Genomic DNA, 20,379 nt, shown 5'->3' on the forward strand with positions numbered 1-20,379 from the left:
TAGCCTCACCTGCCAATGATTACTGCATTGTCAGTATATATTATATCAAAACATCTGTTTGTGTATATGGGGTCTAGATAGTAAGTGTACGGTTTAAAGAATTTCCAACCAGGTGTTTCCACAACATTAAGTCTTAAGTTTAGTAGTATATAATTACTATGACTTTCTTTACAATATTCAGAAAGTCCGGATAAAGCACTGTATGTTTTTTCATCTACATACCTTCTTTGAATCTTTAGGGGAAGTTGTCTAGCTCTCGCTTCCAAATAGTACTTATCCACAGTTATCAAATCTCCTAAAATTGTAATGGTATTGTCTGTACTGTGATACAACCACATGAAACTTCTAGTGATATATTCATATCTGCTTGGAGAGATATTGATAGTTTTATATTCATAAGTGGTGACAACTCCAAGTGTGGATATTATAAGTAAGAAGATTAATAACATGTTTACCACTCTTTTAATAAAAAGGGCGCTTGTGGAATCTTTAAGTTCTTTCAAGAATATTACAACAAATATTGCACCCCACAATGCAATATATCTATAAAGGATTATCCCAGCAATCCCATAAGTTAAAAATTCTCCAATAAACACTCCCCAAAACGAAAGCACTATTATATTGTGCTCCATATCATTATTTATATTATTATTTTTTAGTAAGCAAACCACACGAGATGTTATTCCATAAACTAAGATAAATACAACAGCGAGAAAGTACATTAGATGTATTATAGTAGATGTTGGATCTGACACATATGTATGGGGAGATGTAGGTGATTTTATAAAGAATCTTCTAAAGAACCCCAATGAGTTTGAATACAGATATGATATATCTATTTGGTAATCTTTCAGGAAATGGTGAAAAAGCATTCTATTAAATGAAAACAAAATGGATATAAATAGCAATGTATACCATAATCTGTGTATTTTTCCTTTTTCTTCACTTTTAGGCTTACTACTCCTGTAAATTAATACAGAACTAACCATAACAGAGTATATAAAGAATAAACTCCATCCTTCGGATGTGTAAGAGTAAAGGTGGTTGGCAGAAACTAGGATCAATAGTATCAAGGTTCTTCTAATAGAACCCATTTCGGATATATTGGCTATTAAGACAACTATTAAAGGGTATAGCGTACTACCCCAACTATGTGGGAACATGGGGGAATATGCAGCTTTCCCTGCTAATCCTAAGCTTCCCCATATTGTTATGTACACGGCAAATGAAAGATACATATAATCATTTGACTTAGACATTTTATTGTACAATACTCCCAGGGAGAATAAATATGGGAGTGAAAGAATTGGGAGAAATTGGAAGTCTTTTGGTGAAATTGTTGTGATTTTTGATAGAATTATATTGCTAAAAATTACGGCAGGGACGTAAAATGGATATCCATCCCCTACAGAAGGATCCCGTATATTTACATAAGAAGAATTTAGAAATTGATAAATTGCACTGGTAACCCTGAAATTAAAGGCACCAGTTATTCCAAGTGTATAATAAAATATTGGCAACGCCAATGTAAGAACGAAAACTAATATTGTTATCAGTGTTTTTAATAACTGCCTCATAGCTTCTCACCAAACATTACCTTTATGTATGTTTTCTCTACATTTTTGGCTATGTTTTTCCAATCATATTTTTGTGAATCTTTTTTGTTTATAGTTGATATCTTCAATATTTGTTTTTGATTCGAGATAAGAATGATAATAGTATTAATAAGGTTTGATGGGACTTGTGATGTATCTACGAGGTATCCATTTCTTTCCTCTTTTACTATCCAGGGTATGCCACCTACTTTAGTAGCGATAATTGGAAGGCCTGTTGCCATTGCTTCAAGGATAGCCGTTGGCACCCCCTCAAATTTGGATGGTAATATGAATACATCTGCGGAATAATATGCCTGTAGTAGGGGTTTGCCAGTGAGATATCCAGTAAACATAACTTTGTCCTCAATGCCTAACTTTCTTACTAAGTTTTCAAGCTCTTGTCTTTGTGGCCCATCACCTACAATTAACAAATTTAAGTTAAATTTTTCTTTTTTTAAGAGCTCGTTAAACGCAAGTATTAACTCTTTTACTCCTTTTTCCTTTTGGAGCCTCCCAACATATAGGATAGTTTTTACATTTCCCTTGTGTGTTTTGTACTTCTCCACATTCTCCTTAAAGCTTTGAAGGCTCTCATAATCGATTCCATTCGGAATGACAACTATTTTCTCTGGGGACACCCCAATTTTAATGAAATATCTTTTAGCCCTTGGGTCAAGAACAATAATTTTGTCGATCTTTGATAAAACCCACTTTCCTATACTTTTGTTATAAAACTCTGACAACAGATTTAGCCATCTGTTACTTCTACGTCCATAACCATGAACAGTTAGTATGAGAGGCTTTTTGTGCTTACTAAGTACCTTTACCAGAAACGTTACAAAATCTGTATGTACAAGCATGTATGAGTGCGTATGAACAACGTCAACATTTCCAACCATCTCTTTTAATACCCCAGCTATATAACTAAGCATGTAATATCCTCGGGCATATGGAAAGTATGGGGGCTTGGCTGGGATTCTAGTGATCTCAACGTTGGGATTATACTTCTCGTGGTCTATATTTATTTTTCTTGCCCTAAAAATACCTTGAAATTCAATAACGTCCGATGTCAATACAGTAATCTGGTGTCTCTTAGATAGGTAATTGGATAGATTATACACATAATTTGCTACACCATCTATTGCAGGTTTGAAATGGTCACAAATTTGTAATATCTTCATATGTACTCCCTCCTATATTACTATTTTTCCACATGCAATTTTCCAGTATTGTTGCACAAATTCTCTTGCGAGTTTCCATATTTTAATGGGCGATACCTCTTTGGTATTTATTCCAAATTCCTCAAGAATTCCCTTTAATTTTTTATATGCAAATGTGGTTTGCTCAGGATCGAGTACCAGAACCATATAAAGTAGAATAACGTGAAGATACCTATCAAGAGGTTTTCCGAATAGTGTCATCTTTAAGACTCTTCTTGAAACAGAATTCCTCAGCATTAACAAAAGGAACAATGCAATTTGAATCCTCTTTATTACTCCTATTCTCTGAAAAAGATATTTTGATTCAAACTCTTCTATTATCCCATCTATAGTTCGATCTTTCGTAGAATAGTCTGTTTTAGTTAGTTCAAGAAAGATCTCTAAGAGTATATCTCTCCCATTCCTTATCAGTGAAGGATCAAAATGCAGTGGGTGCCCCAAGGAGGCCCTAACAATGATTTTATATGCATTTTTGACTCTTTTATCTGAAGATAATTCCGAGACTATTTTCCAAGATCCGGCATAAATACCCTTTTTTATAAGCTTTAAGTCTGCACAATACAGTATTGCTTTAGCTATTTTTCGGTTCACCGTTCTGTGATCGTAGCTTTCATGATTTATCACAAGCGAGTTTACAAAGTAGAAAACTGCATCAAAGAAATATTGGTATAACTCGGAATTAGGAAGCTCTCTGGGGGAGTCTATTGTTATCCTCTTTCTAATATCGTCTCCACACAGAATTATTCCTTCTTTTTTTATATGGAACAGGAGAGTATCTTTTCCTCTTTTCATCCTGCTATATGTCAAAGGCGAGATTGACACATCGGCTTTAAGTTTTTCTTTTAAGATTTTTTCTTTTCTTTTTATTATTGGAAAGAGCAACGGCAGAAGTATAATAGGAACAACTATGTATAGGTCATAGTCACTTTCAGCAGTACCATCCCCCCGAGCTCTGCTACCGATTAAAATCACCGAATGTACAAAAGGCAATTTTAGTTCATTGCAGATAATTTCTTTTGCTGAATCTGTAATAATTGGCTTCATCTACCCCACCAGTGGTTGCCCTTCTACTGTTTTTGGAATTTCCAGATCTAAAAGTTTCAATATTGTAGGCATAATATCGACAACGCTTGCTTCAGTTATTCCCGAAATAGTAGGGGAAATTAATACTGCCTGCTGTTCTTTAAGAGCTGGGTGATATCCGTGCATAGCTTTAGGTATGCTCCATGATTTAAAGCTTGGGTATAAGACATATCCTTGATCAACCAAAAATATGTCTTCACCATATTTGTTATCAGAAAAGTGTATCCTAAGTTGTTTTTTCTCTTTAGTGGATAATAAGTGGCCATAACCCAAGCTGTTGAGTTTTTCTCTAATCTTTTCTTTGTATCTCTCATCAAAATACCAAAATCTCATCATAGTACTTTCTATTGCTATGAGATACTTCTTGCCTAATTCCTTGTCTTTTACCCATGATATAGTGCTAATTTTCTTATTTACGTTTGCCATACCATGATCTGAAAAAACAAGCACTTCGAAATTATTTCCAAATTTCCTTCTATAGGTATTGACTAAATGTTCAACTTTTCGGTCTATCTCTCTAAGTGTATTCCTATGTTGTTTTGAGCCAACCCCAAATATATGTCCAACTAAATCCGCTTTGCTGAAATAGAAGATACTAACATCAGAAGATAATGCATTTTTAAGTGTTGCTTCACTAATATGGGTAGAGTAATAGAATGATACCCCATTTTCAATTAAGACATCAACAAGAGAAGGCACTGGAAAAGCTTTAGGTTCGGTATAATGCTTGAAAGTTACTACATCAAAGTATGTAATAATCTTATAAGGAATGTTGTATGGTGCCAACTCAGAATAACCCAGTTTTTTTGCATAATAAGGATAAACATATTTTGAGAGCAAAAAGTTTATTCCACTGCGTATAATTTGGATCGGAATATAATCAATAGGCTTTGATAATTTGATAAGAGGAATTTTCGAATATGGCGAATAATTCGGATTATAGTAGTATTCAATCCATATTCCATGCCTGTCTGGATATGTTCCGGTGAAAATTGTAGCACCAATGGTAGTTGAGAAACCCAATACAGATTCCAATGACACTATATTCTCTCCTCTATTTGACAATCTATACAAAAAGGGAGTGTCCGTTTCATTTATAAACCCAGGGTTTAAGGCATCTATGAATATTCCTAAAATCTTCACTAGACAAGCCTCCTTTGGTCGATTATGTTTTTGTATAACTTTTCATATTCTCTTGCAACTCTGTCCCAAGTGTATTTCTCTTCAACAAGCTTTTTTCCAGCTTTTGAAAGTTGTTTTGCTAAATTTTCATTTTCAAGTAACATTAATAATGAGTTGGCTAAAGCTTTTTCGTCTTTTGGAGGAACTAAGATTGCGACATCTTTGAAATGATCTCTGTTACCCGGAATATCAGTAGCGACAACAGGTAAGCTGAAATACATTGCTTCGAGAATTGTAGTGGGTAATCCCTCCGATAGAGAGGGCAAAACAAAAATATCCGAGTTCTCATAAAGCCATGCTAGCTTTTTATCACTAATCCTCCCTGCAAACACCACCGAATCTGAAAGATTATACTCTCGTACAAGCATTTCAAAATAATTTCTATCCTCACCTTCTCCAACTAATATGCACTTTATTTTCTTGCTAGTTGAATTTTTTATAATTTTTATAGCCTTAATTAGCCATTCTACACCCTTCCTCCTTATTAACCGTCCCACATATAGTATTTTGATGTCTGCATCCATAGTCCACTCGTTACCATCTGCTTCTTTTGCTAATTTCGTAAGAACTTCTGGATCTATGGCATTGTGGAGAATGTAAGTTTTATTGGAAATTTTTGGAGCGATAGTAGACAAAAACTCTTTATCAGACTCTGAATTTACTACTATTATATCACTTAGCTCCAGTATTTTCTTCCCAAAAGTTTTCATATAAGTCTTTTCTATTGTATCAGCTATATAATTTCCAAACTTTAGTTGTCCATGATTCGTAAGAACCAACGGGAAATCTTCCTTTTTCTTGGCATAAGCTGCAACCATTGAAGAAAAAGCATGTTCATTGTGAATGTGAACTATATCAAATTCCTTAAATCGTTTAGGAACTTGCAGGAACTTTGGAACAATTGGATTTCTTAAAGGTCTTGTGATTAGATTATATCTTTCAACGGTTATTCCATCAATTTCTTCAAATTTCTTGGATTTTGGAAAATTTGACGTTATAACACGAACTTCATGTCCCATTTTAACTAAGTATTTACTTAGATTATACACGTATCTTTCTTGTCCTCCGGGATACGGGAGAAAGTATGGAACAAATTGTAGTATCCTCATCTCTTACTCCCTCACCATCCTCGCTAAGACGTTCAGCGTCAATCCCGCAATGAACAGCTGAATTCCAATTAGAGTAAAAATCCCCGCAGCTATAGCCTGAGTTAAAAACACATCTCCCCCGCTCCAGTATGGCTTCAATGCCCAGTATGCAAATACCCCAGCAACTGCAAAGCTGATTAAACTCAAAATGCTGAACAATAATAGAGGCCTCTTATACCCAATCAGCCCCACAACCTTAGCTAAGACCCCAACTCCATGCGAAACTGGATTCTTCTTGTGCTTTTTAGGAACGTCGTACCTGACGTTTATCGGAACCTCAACTATCTTCAAGCCCTTCTCGGCTAACTCATGTATCATCTCGCTCTCGACGTGATATCCATCGGCATTCAGCTCCAAGCTCTTCAAGGCTTTTCTGCTTAAAGCCCTGAAGCCGCTCTGTGAATCTGTGATCTTAACTCCTGATGCAAGAACTGTTGTCTTGTTCAGCACCCATAGTCCAAGCCTCCTGTAGAAGGGGATGTTCTTATGTGCATTATTCAAATACCTCGATCCAATAACTAAATCTGCCTCACCCTCAATAATCGGCTTTAACAAAAGAGGGATCTCTTCCGGATTGTGCTGTCCATCTGCATCCAAACAAACAACGGCATCATAATCATTAGCTAAAGCATGCTCAAAACCCGTCTTCAATGCCTGTCCTTTTCCCCTATTGGTTTTATGCTTAAGAACAACGGCTCCAACTTCTCGAGCTATTTCAGAGGTTCTATCCTTAGAGCCATCGTCAACAACAAGAACATCCCCATACTTCTTAGCTAAAGCCACAACTGAGCCGATCGTTAATTCTTCATTATATGCTGGAATCACTATCAAAACCCTGGAACCGTCATTCGACATGTTCACTCCCCCGTTTAAGGTTTGCTGAAAGCCATGATTTTACTTTCCTCTTGGTGATTTTATTATTATAAAGCCATCTCACTCTGTGCATTTCTACTATAAGTTATGTCTATTACATTGTTGAGCACAAGTTAATTAATAAACTTTTTTTGGAATAGTTAAATGGTGAAGTAAACTGTTTTTCAGCTTTTCATTCTCAATTTAAACTCAACTTTTTTCAAATTCCTAATTTCTTTCAGAATCAGCAGTATTATAAACCCAGCGGCTATGGCAACTTGATTCTCTGGGGTGTACAGATATGGATACTTTGCTTTCACAATCCACAGCATCGAGAACAGCACCAGCACACCAGCGGCAACATCTCTCAAAGCCCTGAAGCTCAGTCCCTCTTCCCCGGCAATCAGCAGGGCTGTTCCCCAAGGTAAAAGATAACCATACAGCAGTCCGGCAGCTAAAACAAAAATTCCGATCAGCTGGAGCGGTGTGAACTTCACCTTGAGCTCAGTCCCACTTAAAATTTCTCTAAGAATGGCTATCGATGGAACAATGATTGCCAGAGCTTTTAGAGATTCATACGAGATAAAATCTCCAACATGAACCTCACTAACCAATAAAATCCCATAGAAGAAATATATCAGCAGGGCTGAGTCTCTGCTCTTTCTTGAAGCTAAATACGCCACAACCAATAATATCACAGCCCATGCTCTGAACGCTATTCCAGCTATGAGTGAAGCTATCAGCCATATCATTGTTTTAACCCCTTTAGATTATGCGGGATGACTTATGTCTTCTTATCTCCCTTTGCCGGAATACCTCTTTCTGTAAGCTCCTCTTTCAGCTTTTCAACGCTGTCAATTAGCACTATCCCCTCTTTTTTGCATGCCTCTTTAAAGTCATCGTCAAGCGAAACCAAGTATTTAATCCCGTAGAACTTGCAGGTCGCTAAAATCAAAGCATCATTTGGAAGCAAACCATACTTTCTGGATACCTCGATTGAAAGAAGTATTATTTCAGAAGTTACTTCCAAAAAGTTTGGAATGCTTAACATTGGAAAGAGGGATTTTAGAAATTCCTCCGCTGTTTCTTTAACCAGCGATTTGTTCTTTTTTAGTTCCCAGTAGGATTTTCCAGTTTTTGCTTTTATAAAGATGAAGAATACTTCACTGTACACAATCCCATTTACGAACGCAGTAAAGCTGTGCTTAAAGATGTGTTCCAGCAACTCAACTGCTCTTGGATTATCCTTTGCAAATTCAATTATAACATTGCTGTCAAGGAACAAGCTCGTCATAGAGTTCTGCCTCCAGTTCTTCCCAGCTTTTTGCGGTCTTTAAAGAACCTCTCGCCTTTTTTAAAGCTTCATCAACATTTGCTCGGGCTTTTAACCTCTCAATTTCCTCTTTAATCTTCACTTCAACTTCTTTTGGGATCCTAAATGTAATAACAACTTCCCCCATACCATGTCCCCTCCCTTATCGGTCGGTTAAATAATATCATCATAAATCTCAGCCCTCAGCTCTTTTGCGGACTTTTTGGTTTTAGCTAATCCAAAAGTTCTCTCTAGAATGTATTTCTTCTTTTTCAGCTCATTGATCATTTCTTTGCCTCCTCTTCAAGGCCTTCAGGAACGACAATCGTTATTTCTCCCATTTTTATGCCACCTCAACAGGTTTATCAGCATTCCTCATTATAGTTTTTGTCGTACCCGCTCTCAAAAATTTTAGCCTTAAGGTCTTTTGCAGATTTTTTTAGTTTTTAGTATGCCTTTTAGGGATCTAAAGCCTTTGATGAATTCCTCTAAGTCTTCTTTTCCGACTAAGGTCCTGACAAATTCTCTATCTCCCGCTTTACAAATTCTTCCATCCCATCTGGAACATTAATTTTGATTACTACTTTTCCCACTTCTTTCCCCATTATCAATTTTTGTTATTCTCTAAAAAGTTTTTCTAAGGCTTAAAGCTTTTAATTAAATTGTTTTGTCCAAATCTTCTCTGGCTTCGAGCTTAAGCTCATCAATTTTTATTGGCTTTGTAAGCTTTAACACGCCATCTTCATAGACAGCCTCAAAGCTTTTGACATTTTTCTTTTCCTAAGCTCCCCTTAGGGCGGGGATAGGTACTTCTCACCCTTCCATTTAAGTGCTCCGCAAGGAGAAGTTTTAAAAGAAGAAAGTCACTCTCTCTTTTGCTTCTTCTTTGGTTTTGGAGGCCTGGGAACTACTGTAAAGCCGTAAGTTGCAAAGTCACTGTCGAAGGTAAAGGCTTTGGTGATTTCGAGGCGTTCCATGATTGCGAAGCTCAGGCAGTCCACCAGATCCATGCCATCTTGATCTTTGAATTTTTCGAAGAGTCTCCATGCCTTTTCCCAGTCTTCTTCAGTCTCATCTTCGATGAGTATGTATTTGCTTGAGCAAATCAGGTTTTTAAGTTGTATTGCGACGCGTTTTCCGTTTACCTTTGAAGCACCGTTGAGGAATTCTACGAGAACAGGGCGTCCAACTACGAATTTTGCACCTTTCAGGACGGAAGACTCAAAATAGCTCACGGCAATCTCATGATTCTTGTCTCCCTTATCGAAAAAGGCAATTAATGTTCCTGTATCCATATAGATGAGTTCGGGTTTTACTGCACGTCCGGGATTCATTCGCTTGACCACTCAACCACGCCCCAAGTGTCCTTCTCACTTGCTTCTGGGTCTCCAGTGTGGAGGAGTCCTATGCCTTTCCAAATGGGATCGTCGTAAATATTTTTGACGAGATCTTTCTTGTGTGCATCAGCATAATCGCGCAAGCTTTCTCTAATAACTTCTTTGAGAGAAACGCCCCGGTGTATTGCAATCGCCTTCAGGACATTGTAGGTTTCCAAATCTATTTCCGTTTGCACGACTTTCATTTTTTTCGTTGCCACCATTTACCTTACCCTAATTGAGAGTTTACATTTAATCTCTTATAAAATTTTTGTTACATTTAATTACTTAAGAAAGCCATGTTGAATGTAAATAACACTTGAAGATTTCATACCATATTGCCGCATTCTTCCTTTTCCTTTATACTCCTCATTGCCAGTTAAAGCCTCAACAATTGAAATCATTCCTCCACAATTTTTAATCTGGGATAAGCTTTCTGGATAAAACTAAAGTGCTTATCCCGAGTTACGATGGTGAGGTCTCTGTTCAGGGCAACTGCTGCTATTACAGCATCAACTGCTGGAACAGGAGTTCCTCTCTCCACCATTGTCTGCGAAATTTCAATGGCGAGGAGATAATCATCTAACGACGGAGTTAAAACTGTCAGGTCAAGTTCTGAACCTCTGGGAAACTCCACAATATTTAGAATTGTCGTGTATCCTTTGAGCCTTTCAGATGACTTTACAGCGTTTATAATTACATTCGTGTCGTAAAGCTTTTTAGGCGCTTCCATTCTGCTCCCCTCGATTTTTCGTAGTACTCTTCATATTTTTCAACTGGTGTTTCCTTAATCCTTTTTCTAAAATCGTTTCCAAGCATTTTGAGGAGCTCTTCGCTTGGGATTTCAAGCCCTCCTTTTTCCACTTTCTCCAAGTACTCTATTATTGCCTTCCTTGCAACTTCGCTCCACTTAATCTCTTTGTGTTTCTTCATCTTTTCGTATATCTCAGGGGGGATTGATAAGGTTATATTGGGCATGATATCACCAGTGCTGACTATGTGTATTCACTTATTTAAGTGTTTTCACCATTTGAGATTAGTTCCATGAATAGTCAACATGCTGGGAGAAAGTTTTAAATCTCCTGAGGGTTCAATAACCACTGGTGGTGGGAGTGGAAGAGATCGAATATATATATGGAAAAAATGGAAAGATTAAGGCTGTTATAGTCCCTATAGATCTCTGGGAGAAGATTAAAGCAAAGTTTTTTGATCCATCTGAGTTCAGAGGGATATATAAAGATTTAAAGGTCGACTTCGAGAGGGAGCTCAGGGAGCTGAGGGAAGAATGGGAAAGGGATATTTAATCGATACAAACATTCTGATCTATTACTTGGCTGATGCGATCCCAGAAGGGGAGATTAATAAAGTGGAGGATATTCTTAAAACCTCATTTAATGTTTCAATAATCACAAAGATTGAATTCTTGGGGTGGCGTGGACATACTGACGAAGGCTTTAAAAAAGCGGAAGAGTTTATAAGCTTCGCCAGGGTTATCCCTCTAACGGATGAAATTGCAAACTTGACAATAGACCTAAGGCGAAAATATAAAATTAAGCTCCCAGATGCAGTAATTGCTGCAACGGCACTTTATCATGATTTAATCCTCGTTACGAGAAATGAAAAAGACTTCTGGGGAATTAAAGGATTGGAAATTTATAATCCGTTTAAAAATTATGAGGGAAACCCATGAAAGCCTTGTTGATAATGACTTTTCTCATTTCACAAGCTCGCCCTTTAGGGGGGAGGAGGTCGGGCTTTGTCCCCAAGAACTTTCAATAAGATAAAGTGCACTCCAAGAAGGGTGACTTTTCTAAATTTTTTGTATCTCTAATAGCAATTATTTTTGTTATTTTTGTTACTTAGGATTTTGATAATAGTATAAACCATAGAGAAATTATCATGCTTTGCCGACATCATCTCAGCTCTCTAACAATTTCCCTCAAATAATCACTTGGCCCCAAATCTATCGTTGGAATAACTGAGTTGAACTTCCTAACAGTCTTCTCCCTCTCCAAGTACTTCTCATACAAAAACTTCAAAGTCTCTTCATCAAGCTCACCTGAATAAAAGAGAATTGGATTTGGGGATAAGATAATACCTTTGTGCTTCTTCCTTATCATGAGCATTAACCTGTAAAGCTGAGACGTGTTGCTCATCAAATCCGTTATGAGTATCAGGTATGAAGGGGTCTTGATGTTCAGCAGAGCCTCCGCAACGCTTCTCCTTTTCTTGGGAAATAGCTTTCCTAAAAACCTCCTTCCCCTCTCGCTCAGCTTTAATGATATGCTGCTCTTAAAGCTTAGCAGACCCCTTTCCGGCTTGAACCTTATGGCATTTCTTATTTTGTCGAGCTGATCCCTCCCTTTTGCCGGCTTGATGGCCTTAAAGCCCTCGTCCCAGTAAATTATCATTCCAACGCTGTAGTTTTTCTTTAACAACAGTGTCGCTAAATGCAGGGCTAAGGTTGAGGCGTAGTCTATCTTTGCCCTTTTTACTCCCTTCCTCATCTCCCTCGTTGCATCAAGCACAATGTAAACATCGCTTTCCCTCTCCTTCAGGAACTCCCTGACTATAAGCTTCCCCAAACGCGAGCTTGCCTTCCAGTCTATCCTCCTCAGGTCATCTCCCGGCAGATACTCCCTCAATCCATAAAGCTCCATGCTCTCTAAACCTAAAAGGATGCTCTTCTTGTACACTTCACCAAGTCTGATGCTGTAGTCTTCTTTGGCTGCCTCTCTTATGGAATCCACTGAAGGAAAGACCTCAATTTTATACTTCCCAAGGATTATCTCATCAAAGTAAAGTTCGCTCGTGTCATACACATAAATCTTGGTTAATAGCTCATACTCTCCCTTGTTCTCTGGAGTTATGAAATACTCAACGAACTTCTCTTCGCCTGGCATTAAAACAACCTCGCTAGGAGCTTCAACCTTAATTTCCCTGGGTGCCTCCTCTTTTACTTTGATCTTAACTGCACTCCCCAGATTTTTGATCTTTAAAACCACTTTGCTTCTCTTCCCCTCTTCCAATCTTTCTTCAAAAACCTTAGAAACCTCGATTTTTGGATTGAACCTTCTCTGGGAATAGACAATGTATCCGCTAACACCCACTCCAAAGATAGCACTGAATACATTGCCCGCTAAATACCCGTGAAGAAAGCTTATTCCAGCTAAGGTCCACAGCACGTCTTCCCTCTTCATACCGGCACCTCAACGCTATCAAGGATTTCCCTGACTATGTCCTCGCTCTTTACCCCCTCGATCTCGTACTCCGCCCTAACGATAAGCCTGTGTGCCAAGACACTAACGGCAACTTCCTTTATATCATCGGGTATCACGTAGTCTCTTCCCCGCAGAAATGCAAGGGCTTTTGAGGCGTAAAGCAAATGCTCGGCAGCCCTCGGAGATGCACCAATTAATAGTCTCTCATCTTTCCTTGTCTTCGATATTATCTCATAGAGGTAATGAAGAACATCTTCACTTGTCTTAACCTTCTTTGCTTGATTTATGAGTGTCAATATCTGCCCTCTTGTGAATATTTGCTTAACCTCCCTGAAATCCCCCTTGTCCTTTCTGATCAGCAGGGTAAGCTCTTCTTCCTTATCAGGATAACCGACTTTGATGTGAAGCATGAATCTGTCAATTTGAGCCTCGGGAAGATTATAAACGCCTTCAAATTCTAATGGATTCTTGGTTGCTATCACAAGAAAAGGATCCTCTAAGGGAAACGTTCTTCCCTCTATCGTCACCTGCTTTTCCTGCATTGCCTCTAAAAGAGCCGACTGAGTCTTCGGCTGAGCCCTGTTTATCTCGTCCGCAAGGATTATATTGGCAAATATTGGGCCCTTTTTAATTTTGAACTTCCCGTCTCTCTGATCATAATACACCGTGCCGAGAATATCAGCTGGCAGTAAATCAGGTGTCAGCTGAATCCTTGAGAACTTCAGCCCCAAAGCGTTTGCAAAGCTTTTGGCTATTGTTGTCTTTGCAACTCCGGGTATTCCTTCAAGTATCACGTGTCCTTCAGCTAACAGTGCAACAGATAGGAGCTCTATGACATCATCTTTACCGACAACGGCATTATGGATTTCTTCTTTGAGCTTTTCAAGGAATTCTTTTCCGTTCATTTTAACCACCCAGCTTTTTACCGGTTTTAATCTCTCTCACAATTTTTCTCAAAACCTCTTCATCGTAGCCTTCTTCTTTCAATTCATTTATAACTTCATCTAAGCTTTTTTCTTCTTCCTTAAAGAGTTTGTTGAATAGGAATGTCAGACTTTTCTCAGCCAATGATGCCGCAAAGCCGCTTTCGATAACCAAAGCAAGTACAGCAACTCCAAGCACAACGTAAAATGCTTTAACTCTATCAAAACTCCTCCTTATTACGAGCGTGGCCATGTGATAAGGATTGAAGCTTGAGTGGTGTGCTTCGTCTATGTATACCACATCGGAACTTATGTATTCTGCAAAATTTCTTATGAACTTCTCATTCTCCCTGAACATGTCGTTTATGAAAACGCTTGGATCCGAGAATAGTACTATCTTTCCCTTTCCGTATTTCAGCTCGCTCATTATTGGATACTCTCTCTGATTGTTCCCGAGAAGTGCCACTTTGCTTGTGTATATTTCTCCTTCTGCATTCAGTATAACTGAAGGGACATTTAAAACAAGCTTGTCGACTCCTGCTCCAAGTTCTGGATCTAAAATCCTCACAAGTTCAGGGAAGTTGTAGTTTTTGGAGTAAAACACGTCGATGAAGCTCACTTTTGAAAATCTGGCCGTTAAATTCAAACCTTTCAGTATCTGATTTCCAGTTCCAAAATCATCGATTAAAACCAAAGTTCCACCGTTCTCTAAGAACTTCTTGATCTCATCAATTTCAAGGGTGGAATAGCCCATATCGGGGCCAAGGATTAAAAGCGTGCCCCTTTTTTTCCCAAGCTCTATTGAATTAAATGGGGAGATAATTGGGATTATCTTGGAATTATCATAGAGGACTTTTCCAAAGCTTGATGCCCCGTTCCACTTAGTGTTGAAGATGCTGAAATCAGTGCTTGAAGTGAAGATAGGAATTGATAAAGGCATTATTAGAAGGAATATCCCAAAGGTTATCAGCAGACCATAAATTACTCTTCTCATAGCTCTTCCCTCACTATGAAGGAAACTATTACCCTTCCGGCAGACTTTATGTACTCAATTACCTCATTTCTTTTCAGTCTTTTCCTTCCATAAAAGTACCTCTCATGAAGCTGTGTGAGTCTTTCCAAATCATAGGAAAAGCTTTCATTTCGAAGCTTTCTTAAGAGCTCTCTCGGAGTCAGAGTCGGCTTTAAGTTATAATAGCTAATCAATTTGTAATAAACTTCCCTGTAAATATCGCGAAGTCTCTTAACTTTTTTACCTTCTTCTTTGACTTCTAACTCTTCCAATGATTTAATAAGCTCTACAAACTCTTCATCACTAATTCCTTTTCTTTGCCCTTTCTTAGAGGATACAAAAACATAGAGTACAAGGAGCGATACAAAAGCCAGTGCAATTATTAGAATTTCCCTAAAACTGTACTTAATGACGCTAATTTTCAAAAGATTTGACTTAGCTGGGGCGTAATATTCGTCTCCAGAGAAATAGGCATAAATCTCGTGGGTTCCGGTACTGTTGAAGCGCAGTTTAAAGCCAAAGACAGTTTTAGTCAGCCACTGCTGATACAGCTTGCCATCAACATAGACTGATATTAAAATTGGTCTTTTTGCTCCCTTTACCTCACCAAAGATGTAGAGTTCCTGTCCTATTTTGACTTTGGCTTTGTCAGTTTTTATTTTTATGTCAACTGGATGTCTCATAAAGTAAACACTCAAAGATGCAGAGCTCCCGGCATATATTTCGTTTCCAAGATAAGTGACATTAACTAAATATTTCCCTTCTTTTTTTCTGCTTATCTCAAAGGAAAAGCTTCCATTTTTCAGTGTTTTTAATGTGAGCTTTTCTCCATCGAAACTTGCCCTGATTTCTTGAGCTCCAAGAGGATTTCTGTAATAATCCAGGAGGATTCCTTCTATCCTAAGCTTTTGATCAACATATGCACTTTTTTCCGATGAGATGATTAGATTTGTTGGGATCTTTGAAACATTTATCAAGAGAATATTTGAAGTTTCTAATTTATTCTCTCTCATTCCGGTTGCGAAGACTCTATAGCTTCCGACTTGTTTGAAAACATGCTTGAGTGAAAAATAGTTGTTCCTAACTGGAACTGCAAATGATTCATTCCCGATGTGTATTTCAACCTCGTTAAATCCGGGGGCATATCCGTAAAATGTAACGTTTTCATAAACAAATGGATTGAGCTTTGAGGCATGGAGGGTTAGCCGTTCTGGAATTGGTATTATTCTGTTTTTTTCTATAAACTCTTCTGTATTTACAGGTTTTCCTGTTTTTTTCTCCTCTTTTTTGATAAGTTTCTGCAATTCTTCCGGGGATAATACTTGATAAGCTCTAAGTATCTTTTCATAAACAAGGTACATCCTTTTTATCTCTTCCAGCCTTTCTCTAAGCTGAGTGGTGTCCAGCTTCACGGTAACGTTGTTCTCATCGAGAAATTCCAGCACGTCTATTTCATCCAAAGCCTCTTCTGAAAGTGAAATCCCCTCTTTTATGAGATTTAAACCTTTGGTGGCATTCATATAGGAATAATAATCCTTTTCCGTTTTTACTTTTTCAATGTTATCTAAGAAAATTTTCTGCCCTTCTGCGATCTCTTTGATTCCCTTCCCCAACTTCAGGAAGGGGGGAAGGTATTTTTCGATTTTACTCTCAATTCCCATTGTTTTATAAAATTCAACCTCTTCTCTTGTCATGTTAAGTCTCGTTTCCAGCTTCAGTGCATAGTTTACTGAGTCATTGTTTTCATCTATGATATTTTTCAGAACAATGTCTGAATACAGCAAAATGGATTTTAAATAGATATAAATGCCCTTATCGTTTTCGCTTGCAATCTCATAGGGAATATGCCTATCTAAAGCTAATCCTAACCCACTTGAAGCGATGAGGAGGACTATAACAAAAACCAAAACTCTCTTCATTTTCCTCAACTTCAAAAGAAAACGGTAAACATTTTAAAGTTAATGGTCATAGAGGGGAAGGGAAAGAACATGAAAGTTGAACGTTTGGCAGGGATTGCTTTAATCATCACAGGTGGGAGTCTCCTAATATATGGTGCTGTGAATGCAAATCAATCTTTGATTAATTTAGGTCTTGCTGGGATTTTTTTGGGTGTGGTGATCTTAACGTTTAAATCTCATGAATATGTAAAAAGAGAAGCCTTGGATTCGCTAACTCTCCCCTATGTCAAAGCTCTTCAGAAAATTGTGAATGATCTGGGCTTAGAGGGAAAAGCCCTCTATATACCTCCCTATGAAAATCTCAAAGAAGGTGGGGTTTTTATTCCACTTCATGAAGAGTTCGACTTAGATTTAGGAAGACTCGATGATGAGACCGTGTTTTTAACAAATGTCAGCAGTGAAAGGCAGATGGGACTTTCAATTAGGCCCTTGGGCTTGGACCTTCTCAGGAAATATGAGGAGCATCTGGAGTATTCTCTTGAAAATTCAAACTACAAGGAAGTGGAAAGCGTGTCCTCTTCTGTCCTGAGAGCTTTAGATCTTGCCAACACCGTGTATATTGAGGAAGAAAACAACAGCTTCAGAATAATCGTATCCCCTACCAACAAAGAAATCTGCAGAAAAAACATAGAACACTGCGACCAGGTAGCATGTCCGATATGCTCCTCGATTCTGCTTGGCTTGGCAAAAGCATCAAATGAAGTTGTTATGAGTGAAAAGTTCTCCTTTGTAAAGCATGGAATAGAGATAAAAGCCAGAAAGCTCGGAGGGATTAGAGAGTGGATGTAGAAGATTATATTTTACTCTTTCTCTCCTTTTGGATTTTAATTTCTGCATTGGCCACAAAGACGGTTGATGTATTCTTAACCCTAACGTTGATAGGTCTTCTCATAACTCTGGAAGTTGGCGGGCCCTTTCTCAGCAAAGAGCAGAAAGAAAACATGAAGCCCTTAATCGAGCTGCTCCTCATTATATTTGCAATAATCGTCATGAAAAAGGTCTATGAGGTGTTGTCTGGGTGAGAATAATGAAGTGGAGAAACTACTGGGATTTGATAACAATAATTGCTTTATCACTGCTCCTGGATTTCCTTATAGCGTTCTTCCCAGACAGCCTGCTTAGAAAGGCATTAGGCTTGGCATTTGTCCTGTTCTTTCCGGGCTACGTCTTTATAACCTCTCTCTTTCCAAATAAGAAAGAACTCGACAATCTCGAGCGCTTGGCTTTGAGCTTTGGATTAAGTATAGCAATCGTTCCCCTCATAGGCTTGGGCTTGAACTACACACCTTGGGGCATAAGGTTAATTCCGATATTGGTCAGCTTAACGATATTCAATCTAATATTTGGAATTCTGGCAGTATATAGGAGGGCAAAAGCCATTGATCCGTGGATTCCGAGGATTAGCATTGAAATGCTCAAAGAAGAGCTCGAATGGGACAAGGCAAGCAAATTGGACAAAGCTCTGACGGTAATCTTGGTGATCGCAATAATCTCTTCAATTGCAACTTTAGCTTATGTTATAACCCATCCAAAGCCTGGGGAGAAGTTCACCGAATTTTACATTCTCGGTCCAAATGGGAAAGCCGCTGATTACCCAACGGAGCTTTTTGTTGGAGAGAATGCAACCATCATTTTGGGGATAGCCAACCACGAATACAGGAATGTTACATATTACGTTGAGGTCTGGCTTGTTAACTTAACCTACGACTTCAACACAAACACCACCCACATATACAACATGTACCTCCTCGACCGCTTTAACGTAACTCTGCCCCACAAACCAGTGAACATTGAGGGCAACTGGACTCCACAGTGGGAGATGAACTACACTTTCAGCATCGATAAGCCCGGAAAATGGCAGCTCTGGTTTTTGCTCTTCAAAGACAAGGAGCCACCGTTGCCAAAGCCAATAAACGGAGATTACGCTCAGACAAATGCAACTCAGAGAATTCTCGATGCCATTGATGGGAAAATACTGAGCTTAAAGCTGAACATTGAAGTTAGAAAGATTTGAGAATTCGGTGGGACAATGAAAGATGAACTTAAAAAGATTACAGCTGGTTCAAAATTGGTACTTGTTGGAACTTTAGTGTGGATAACTCTTGAATTCCTTAGCAGGGTAATTATTGGAAGGCATTTTTCCTCAGAGGAATATGGGATCTATAATCTGACATTGAGTATTTTCACTTTGTCTTTACTGCTAGCTACACTAGGGTTCCAGAGTGGAGTTCCCAGAGAAATTTCATATTACTCAGAGAAATCACCTTCAAAGGTGGACAAACTGATATCAACAGCGTTAATTATCATCATGGCAACCAGCGTGCTGGTTTCTCTAGTTTTAGTAATTAATGCGGAAAATATTGCCGGTATATTTAAGAATGAACGTTTAATATCCCCGTTAAGAGTAATTTCACTTGCTTTGCCTTTTTCGGCTTTATCAGTAACTATAACGGCCATATCTAGGGGGTTTGGAAGAGTTAAAGAGCAAATTTGTTTCCAGAACATATTTTACCCAACAATATTATTAATCCTCATAGTAGTTGTAATCTTGAGGCAGTATCCTTTTAATTATGTTTTTTGGGCATATGTTGGAGCAAATTATCTGACTTTTTTAGCGTTGTTTATTCTAATATGGAAAATTAAGCTTGTTAAAATAGGGTTACTTTTTGACAGCAAACTGGGAAAAGAGTTACTTTTGTTCTCTATTCCTCTCCTTTTAAGCAGTATTTTAGGGTTTGTAATGACATGGATAGATACATTAATGATTGGCTATTATCTCTCTGCTACGTCTGTTGGAGTGTATAACGCCGCAGCGCCTATTGCCAAGCTATTGCCGGTTATCTTGAACTCGGTAGCCTTTCTCTATGTGCCCGTTGCGTCCAAACTTTATGCCCAAAATAGAGTTAATGATTTAGCTAAAATCTATCAATCACTGACAAGGTTGGTGTTTTTTTTCACCTTCCCGGTGTTTGTCATTGTGCTTCTGTATCCCGAAACAATCTTGGGGTATGTATTTGGATCAAAATACATTACTGCAACCCCTGCTTTGAGAATTTTAGCTGTTGGATTCATTGTCCATGTGCTTTTTGGGTTGAACGGGATGAGTTTGGTAATTATTGGCAAAACAACACTTAATTTAGTTGGAGAGCTTACTGCAGTTCTTGTGAATGTTATCTTGAATATACTCCTGATACCAAAATACTATCTAATTGGAGCTGCTATCGCCACTACATTCTCATATATACTTGCAAATCTTGTAAGGTCTTTTTGGCTTTATCGGCTTTTGAAAATCCATCCGTTTACAAGGGAATACATAAGGCAGATAACTGTTAGCGTCCTTACTCTGGCAGTTGCTTATTTGCTGAGTGTTGGGCTTTTTGAGAAAAGTCTGGGTTTTCAGCTGATTGGAGGAGTCTCGACATTCGTTATGTATTTCGGGATAATACTTTTAAGTGGAAGTGTTAGCTTGAAAGAACTTAAAGTTCTCCTAGAATGAG

General features: G+C 38.2%; 24 protein-coding genes. 6 read left to right on the forward strand and 18 right to left on the reverse strand.

Annotated elements, in window-relative coordinates:
* Nucleotides 1–5 precede the first annotated feature (5 nt).
* From TERMP_RS10375 to TERMP_RS10440, 14 genes are all read right to left on the reverse strand, one after another.
* Entirely contained in the window at nt 6–1,577 is a 1,572-nt protein-coding gene (locus tag TERMP_RS10375) for a hypothetical protein (protein ID WP_013468365.1), read from the reverse strand.
* Nucleotides 1,574–2,776: a glycosyltransferase family 4 protein gene (locus tag TERMP_RS10380; protein WP_013468366.1), complete on the reverse strand. Its 1,203-nt coding sequence runs from the start codon at nt 2,774–2,776 to the stop codon at nt 1,574–1,576. The genes TERMP_RS10375 and TERMP_RS10380 overlap by 4 nt, the downstream gene beginning before the upstream one ends.
* Nucleotides 2,777–2,788: 12 nt before the next feature.
* Nucleotides 2,789–3,859, reverse strand: coding sequence for a nucleotidyltransferase domain-containing protein (locus TERMP_RS10385; protein ID WP_013468367.1), 1,071 nt, complete (start codon nt 3,857–3,859; stop codon nt 2,789–2,791).
* The gene (locus TERMP_RS10390; protein WP_013468368.1) at nt 3,860–5,041 is read right to left on the reverse strand and encodes an alkaline phosphatase family protein; all 1,182 of its coding nucleotides are present in this window, start codon (nt 5,039–5,041) and stop codon (nt 3,860–3,862) included.
* Nucleotides 5,041–6,189 carry a glycosyltransferase family 4 protein gene (locus tag TERMP_RS10395; RefSeq protein WP_013468369.1) on the reverse strand — a complete coding sequence of 383 codons (1,149 nt, stop codon included), beginning with the start codon at nt 6,187–6,189 and terminating at the stop codon, nt 5,041–5,043. The genes TERMP_RS10390 and TERMP_RS10395 overlap by 1 nt, the downstream gene beginning before the upstream one ends.
* Before the next feature lie 3 nt (nt 6,190–6,192).
* The gene (locus TERMP_RS10400; RefSeq protein ID WP_013468370.1) at nt 6,193–7,083 is read right to left on the reverse strand and encodes a glycosyltransferase family 2 protein; all 891 of its coding nucleotides are present in this window, start codon (nt 7,081–7,083) and stop codon (nt 6,193–6,195) included.
* Nucleotides 7,084–7,265: 182 nt separating this feature from the next.
* On the reverse strand, nt 7,266–7,832 hold the full coding sequence (locus TERMP_RS11335) for a hypothetical protein (protein WP_013468371.1): 567 nt from the start codon (nt 7,830–7,832) through the stop codon (nt 7,266–7,268).
* A 32-nt stretch (nt 7,833–7,864) separates the two neighbouring features.
* Nucleotides 7,865–8,374: a type II toxin-antitoxin system VapC family toxin gene (locus tag TERMP_RS10410; protein ID WP_013468372.1), complete on the reverse strand. Its 510-nt coding sequence runs from the start codon at nt 8,372–8,374 to the stop codon at nt 7,865–7,867.
* Nucleotides 8,355–8,540: a hypothetical protein gene (locus tag TERMP_RS10415; protein WP_013468373.1), complete on the reverse strand. Its 186-nt coding sequence runs from the start codon at nt 8,538–8,540 to the stop codon at nt 8,355–8,357. Before TERMP_RS10415 ends, TERMP_RS10410 begins: the two co-directional genes overlap by 20 nt.
* A gap of 509 nt (nt 8,541–9,049) precedes the next feature.
* Nucleotides 9,050–9,127, reverse strand: coding sequence for a hypothetical protein (locus TERMP_RS11790; protein WP_148221132.1), 78 nt, complete (start codon nt 9,125–9,127; stop codon nt 9,050–9,052).
* Between the two features lie 128 nt (nt 9,128–9,255).
* The gene (locus tag TERMP_RS10425) at nt 9,256–9,726 is read right to left on the reverse strand and encodes a type II toxin-antitoxin system VapC family toxin (protein ID WP_148221094.1); all 471 of its coding nucleotides are present in this window, start codon (nt 9,724–9,726) and stop codon (nt 9,256–9,258) included.
* A complete protein-coding gene (locus tag TERMP_RS10430) occupies nt 9,723–9,992 on the reverse strand; it encodes a hypothetical protein (protein ID WP_237702820.1) in 270 nt (89 codons plus the stop codon). The genes TERMP_RS10425 and TERMP_RS10430 overlap by 4 nt, the downstream gene beginning before the upstream one ends.
* A 176-nt stretch (nt 9,993–10,168) precedes the next feature.
* On the reverse strand, nt 10,169–10,501 hold the full coding sequence (locus tag TERMP_RS10435) for a PIN domain-containing protein (RefSeq protein WP_013468378.1): 333 nt from the start codon (nt 10,499–10,501) through the stop codon (nt 10,169–10,171).
* The gene (locus TERMP_RS10440; RefSeq protein WP_237702822.1) at nt 10,465–10,701 is read right to left on the reverse strand and encodes a hypothetical protein; all 237 of its coding nucleotides are present in this window, start codon (nt 10,699–10,701) and stop codon (nt 10,465–10,467) included. Before TERMP_RS10440 ends, TERMP_RS10435 begins: the two co-directional genes overlap by 37 nt.
* Nucleotides 10,702–10,871: 170 nt before the next feature.
* Between TERMP_RS10440 and TERMP_RS10445 the strand changes: the two genes are divergently transcribed.
* Together TERMP_RS10445 and TERMP_RS10450 are read left to right on the forward strand one after the other, a co-directional pair.
* A complete protein-coding gene (locus tag TERMP_RS10445; RefSeq protein WP_237702824.1) occupies nt 10,872–11,072 on the forward strand; it encodes a hypothetical protein in 201 nt (66 codons plus the stop codon).
* The gene (locus tag TERMP_RS10450) at nt 11,054–11,458 is read left to right on the forward strand and encodes a type II toxin-antitoxin system VapC family toxin (protein WP_013468381.1); all 405 of its coding nucleotides are present in this window, start codon (nt 11,054–11,056) and stop codon (nt 11,456–11,458) included. The genes TERMP_RS10445 and TERMP_RS10450 overlap by 19 nt, the downstream gene beginning before the upstream one ends.
* Nucleotides 11,459–11,681: 223 nt before the next feature.
* Here the strand turns inward: TERMP_RS10450 and TERMP_RS10455 are convergent, their stop codons facing one another.
* From TERMP_RS10455 to TERMP_RS10470, 4 genes are read right to left on the reverse strand one after another with little or no spacing between them, the layout of a single operon-like run.
* Nucleotides 11,682–12,968 carry a DUF58 domain-containing protein gene (locus TERMP_RS10455; protein ID WP_013468382.1) on the reverse strand — a complete coding sequence of 429 codons (1,287 nt, stop codon included), beginning with the start codon at nt 12,966–12,968 and terminating at the stop codon, nt 11,682–11,684.
* A complete protein-coding gene (locus TERMP_RS10460) occupies nt 12,965–13,894 on the reverse strand; it encodes an AAA family ATPase (RefSeq protein ID WP_013468383.1) in 930 nt (309 codons plus the stop codon). Before TERMP_RS10460 ends, TERMP_RS10455 begins: the two co-directional genes overlap by 4 nt.
* A gap of 1 nt (nt 13,895) precedes the next feature.
* Nucleotides 13,896–14,906 carry a DUF4350 domain-containing protein gene (locus tag TERMP_RS10465; protein WP_013468384.1) on the reverse strand — a complete coding sequence of 337 codons (1,011 nt, stop codon included), beginning with the start codon at nt 14,904–14,906 and terminating at the stop codon, nt 13,896–13,898.
* The gene (locus TERMP_RS10470; RefSeq protein WP_013468385.1) at nt 14,903–16,843 is read right to left on the reverse strand and encodes an Ig-like domain-containing protein; all 1,941 of its coding nucleotides are present in this window, start codon (nt 16,841–16,843) and stop codon (nt 14,903–14,905) included. Before TERMP_RS10470 ends, TERMP_RS10465 begins: the two co-directional genes overlap by 4 nt.
* Nucleotides 16,844–16,885: 42 nt before the next feature.
* Here TERMP_RS10470 and TERMP_RS10475 point away from each other — a divergent pair, with 42 nt between their 5' ends.
* Genes TERMP_RS10475 through TERMP_RS10490 form a run of 4 tightly spaced genes read left to right on the forward strand, consistent with a single transcriptional unit; the run spans nt 16,886 to nt 20,378 of the window.
* Entirely contained in the window at nt 16,886–17,671 is a 786-nt protein-coding gene (locus tag TERMP_RS10475; RefSeq protein WP_013468386.1) for a hypothetical protein, read from the forward strand.
* Complete coding sequence (locus tag TERMP_RS10480) at nt 17,662–17,904, forward strand: hypothetical protein (protein WP_013468387.1); 243 nt, start codon at nt 17,662–17,664, stop codon at nt 17,902–17,904. Before TERMP_RS10475 ends, TERMP_RS10480 begins: the two co-directional genes overlap by 10 nt.
* 5 nt (nt 17,905–17,909) lie before the next feature.
* Entirely contained in the window at nt 17,910–18,896 is a 987-nt protein-coding gene (locus tag TERMP_RS10485; protein WP_048159851.1) for a DUF1616 domain-containing protein, read from the forward strand.
* A gap of 15 nt (nt 18,897–18,911) precedes the next feature.
* A complete protein-coding gene (locus TERMP_RS10490; protein WP_013468389.1) occupies nt 18,912–20,378 on the forward strand; it encodes a flippase in 1,467 nt (488 codons plus the stop codon).
* Nucleotide 20,379: the final 1 nt, after the last annotated feature.

Origin of the sequence: Thermococcus barophilus MP (assembly GCF_000151105.2) — an archaeon.
GTDB lineage: Archaea > Methanobacteriota_B > Thermococci > Thermococcales > Thermococcaceae > Thermococcus_B > Thermococcus_B barophilus.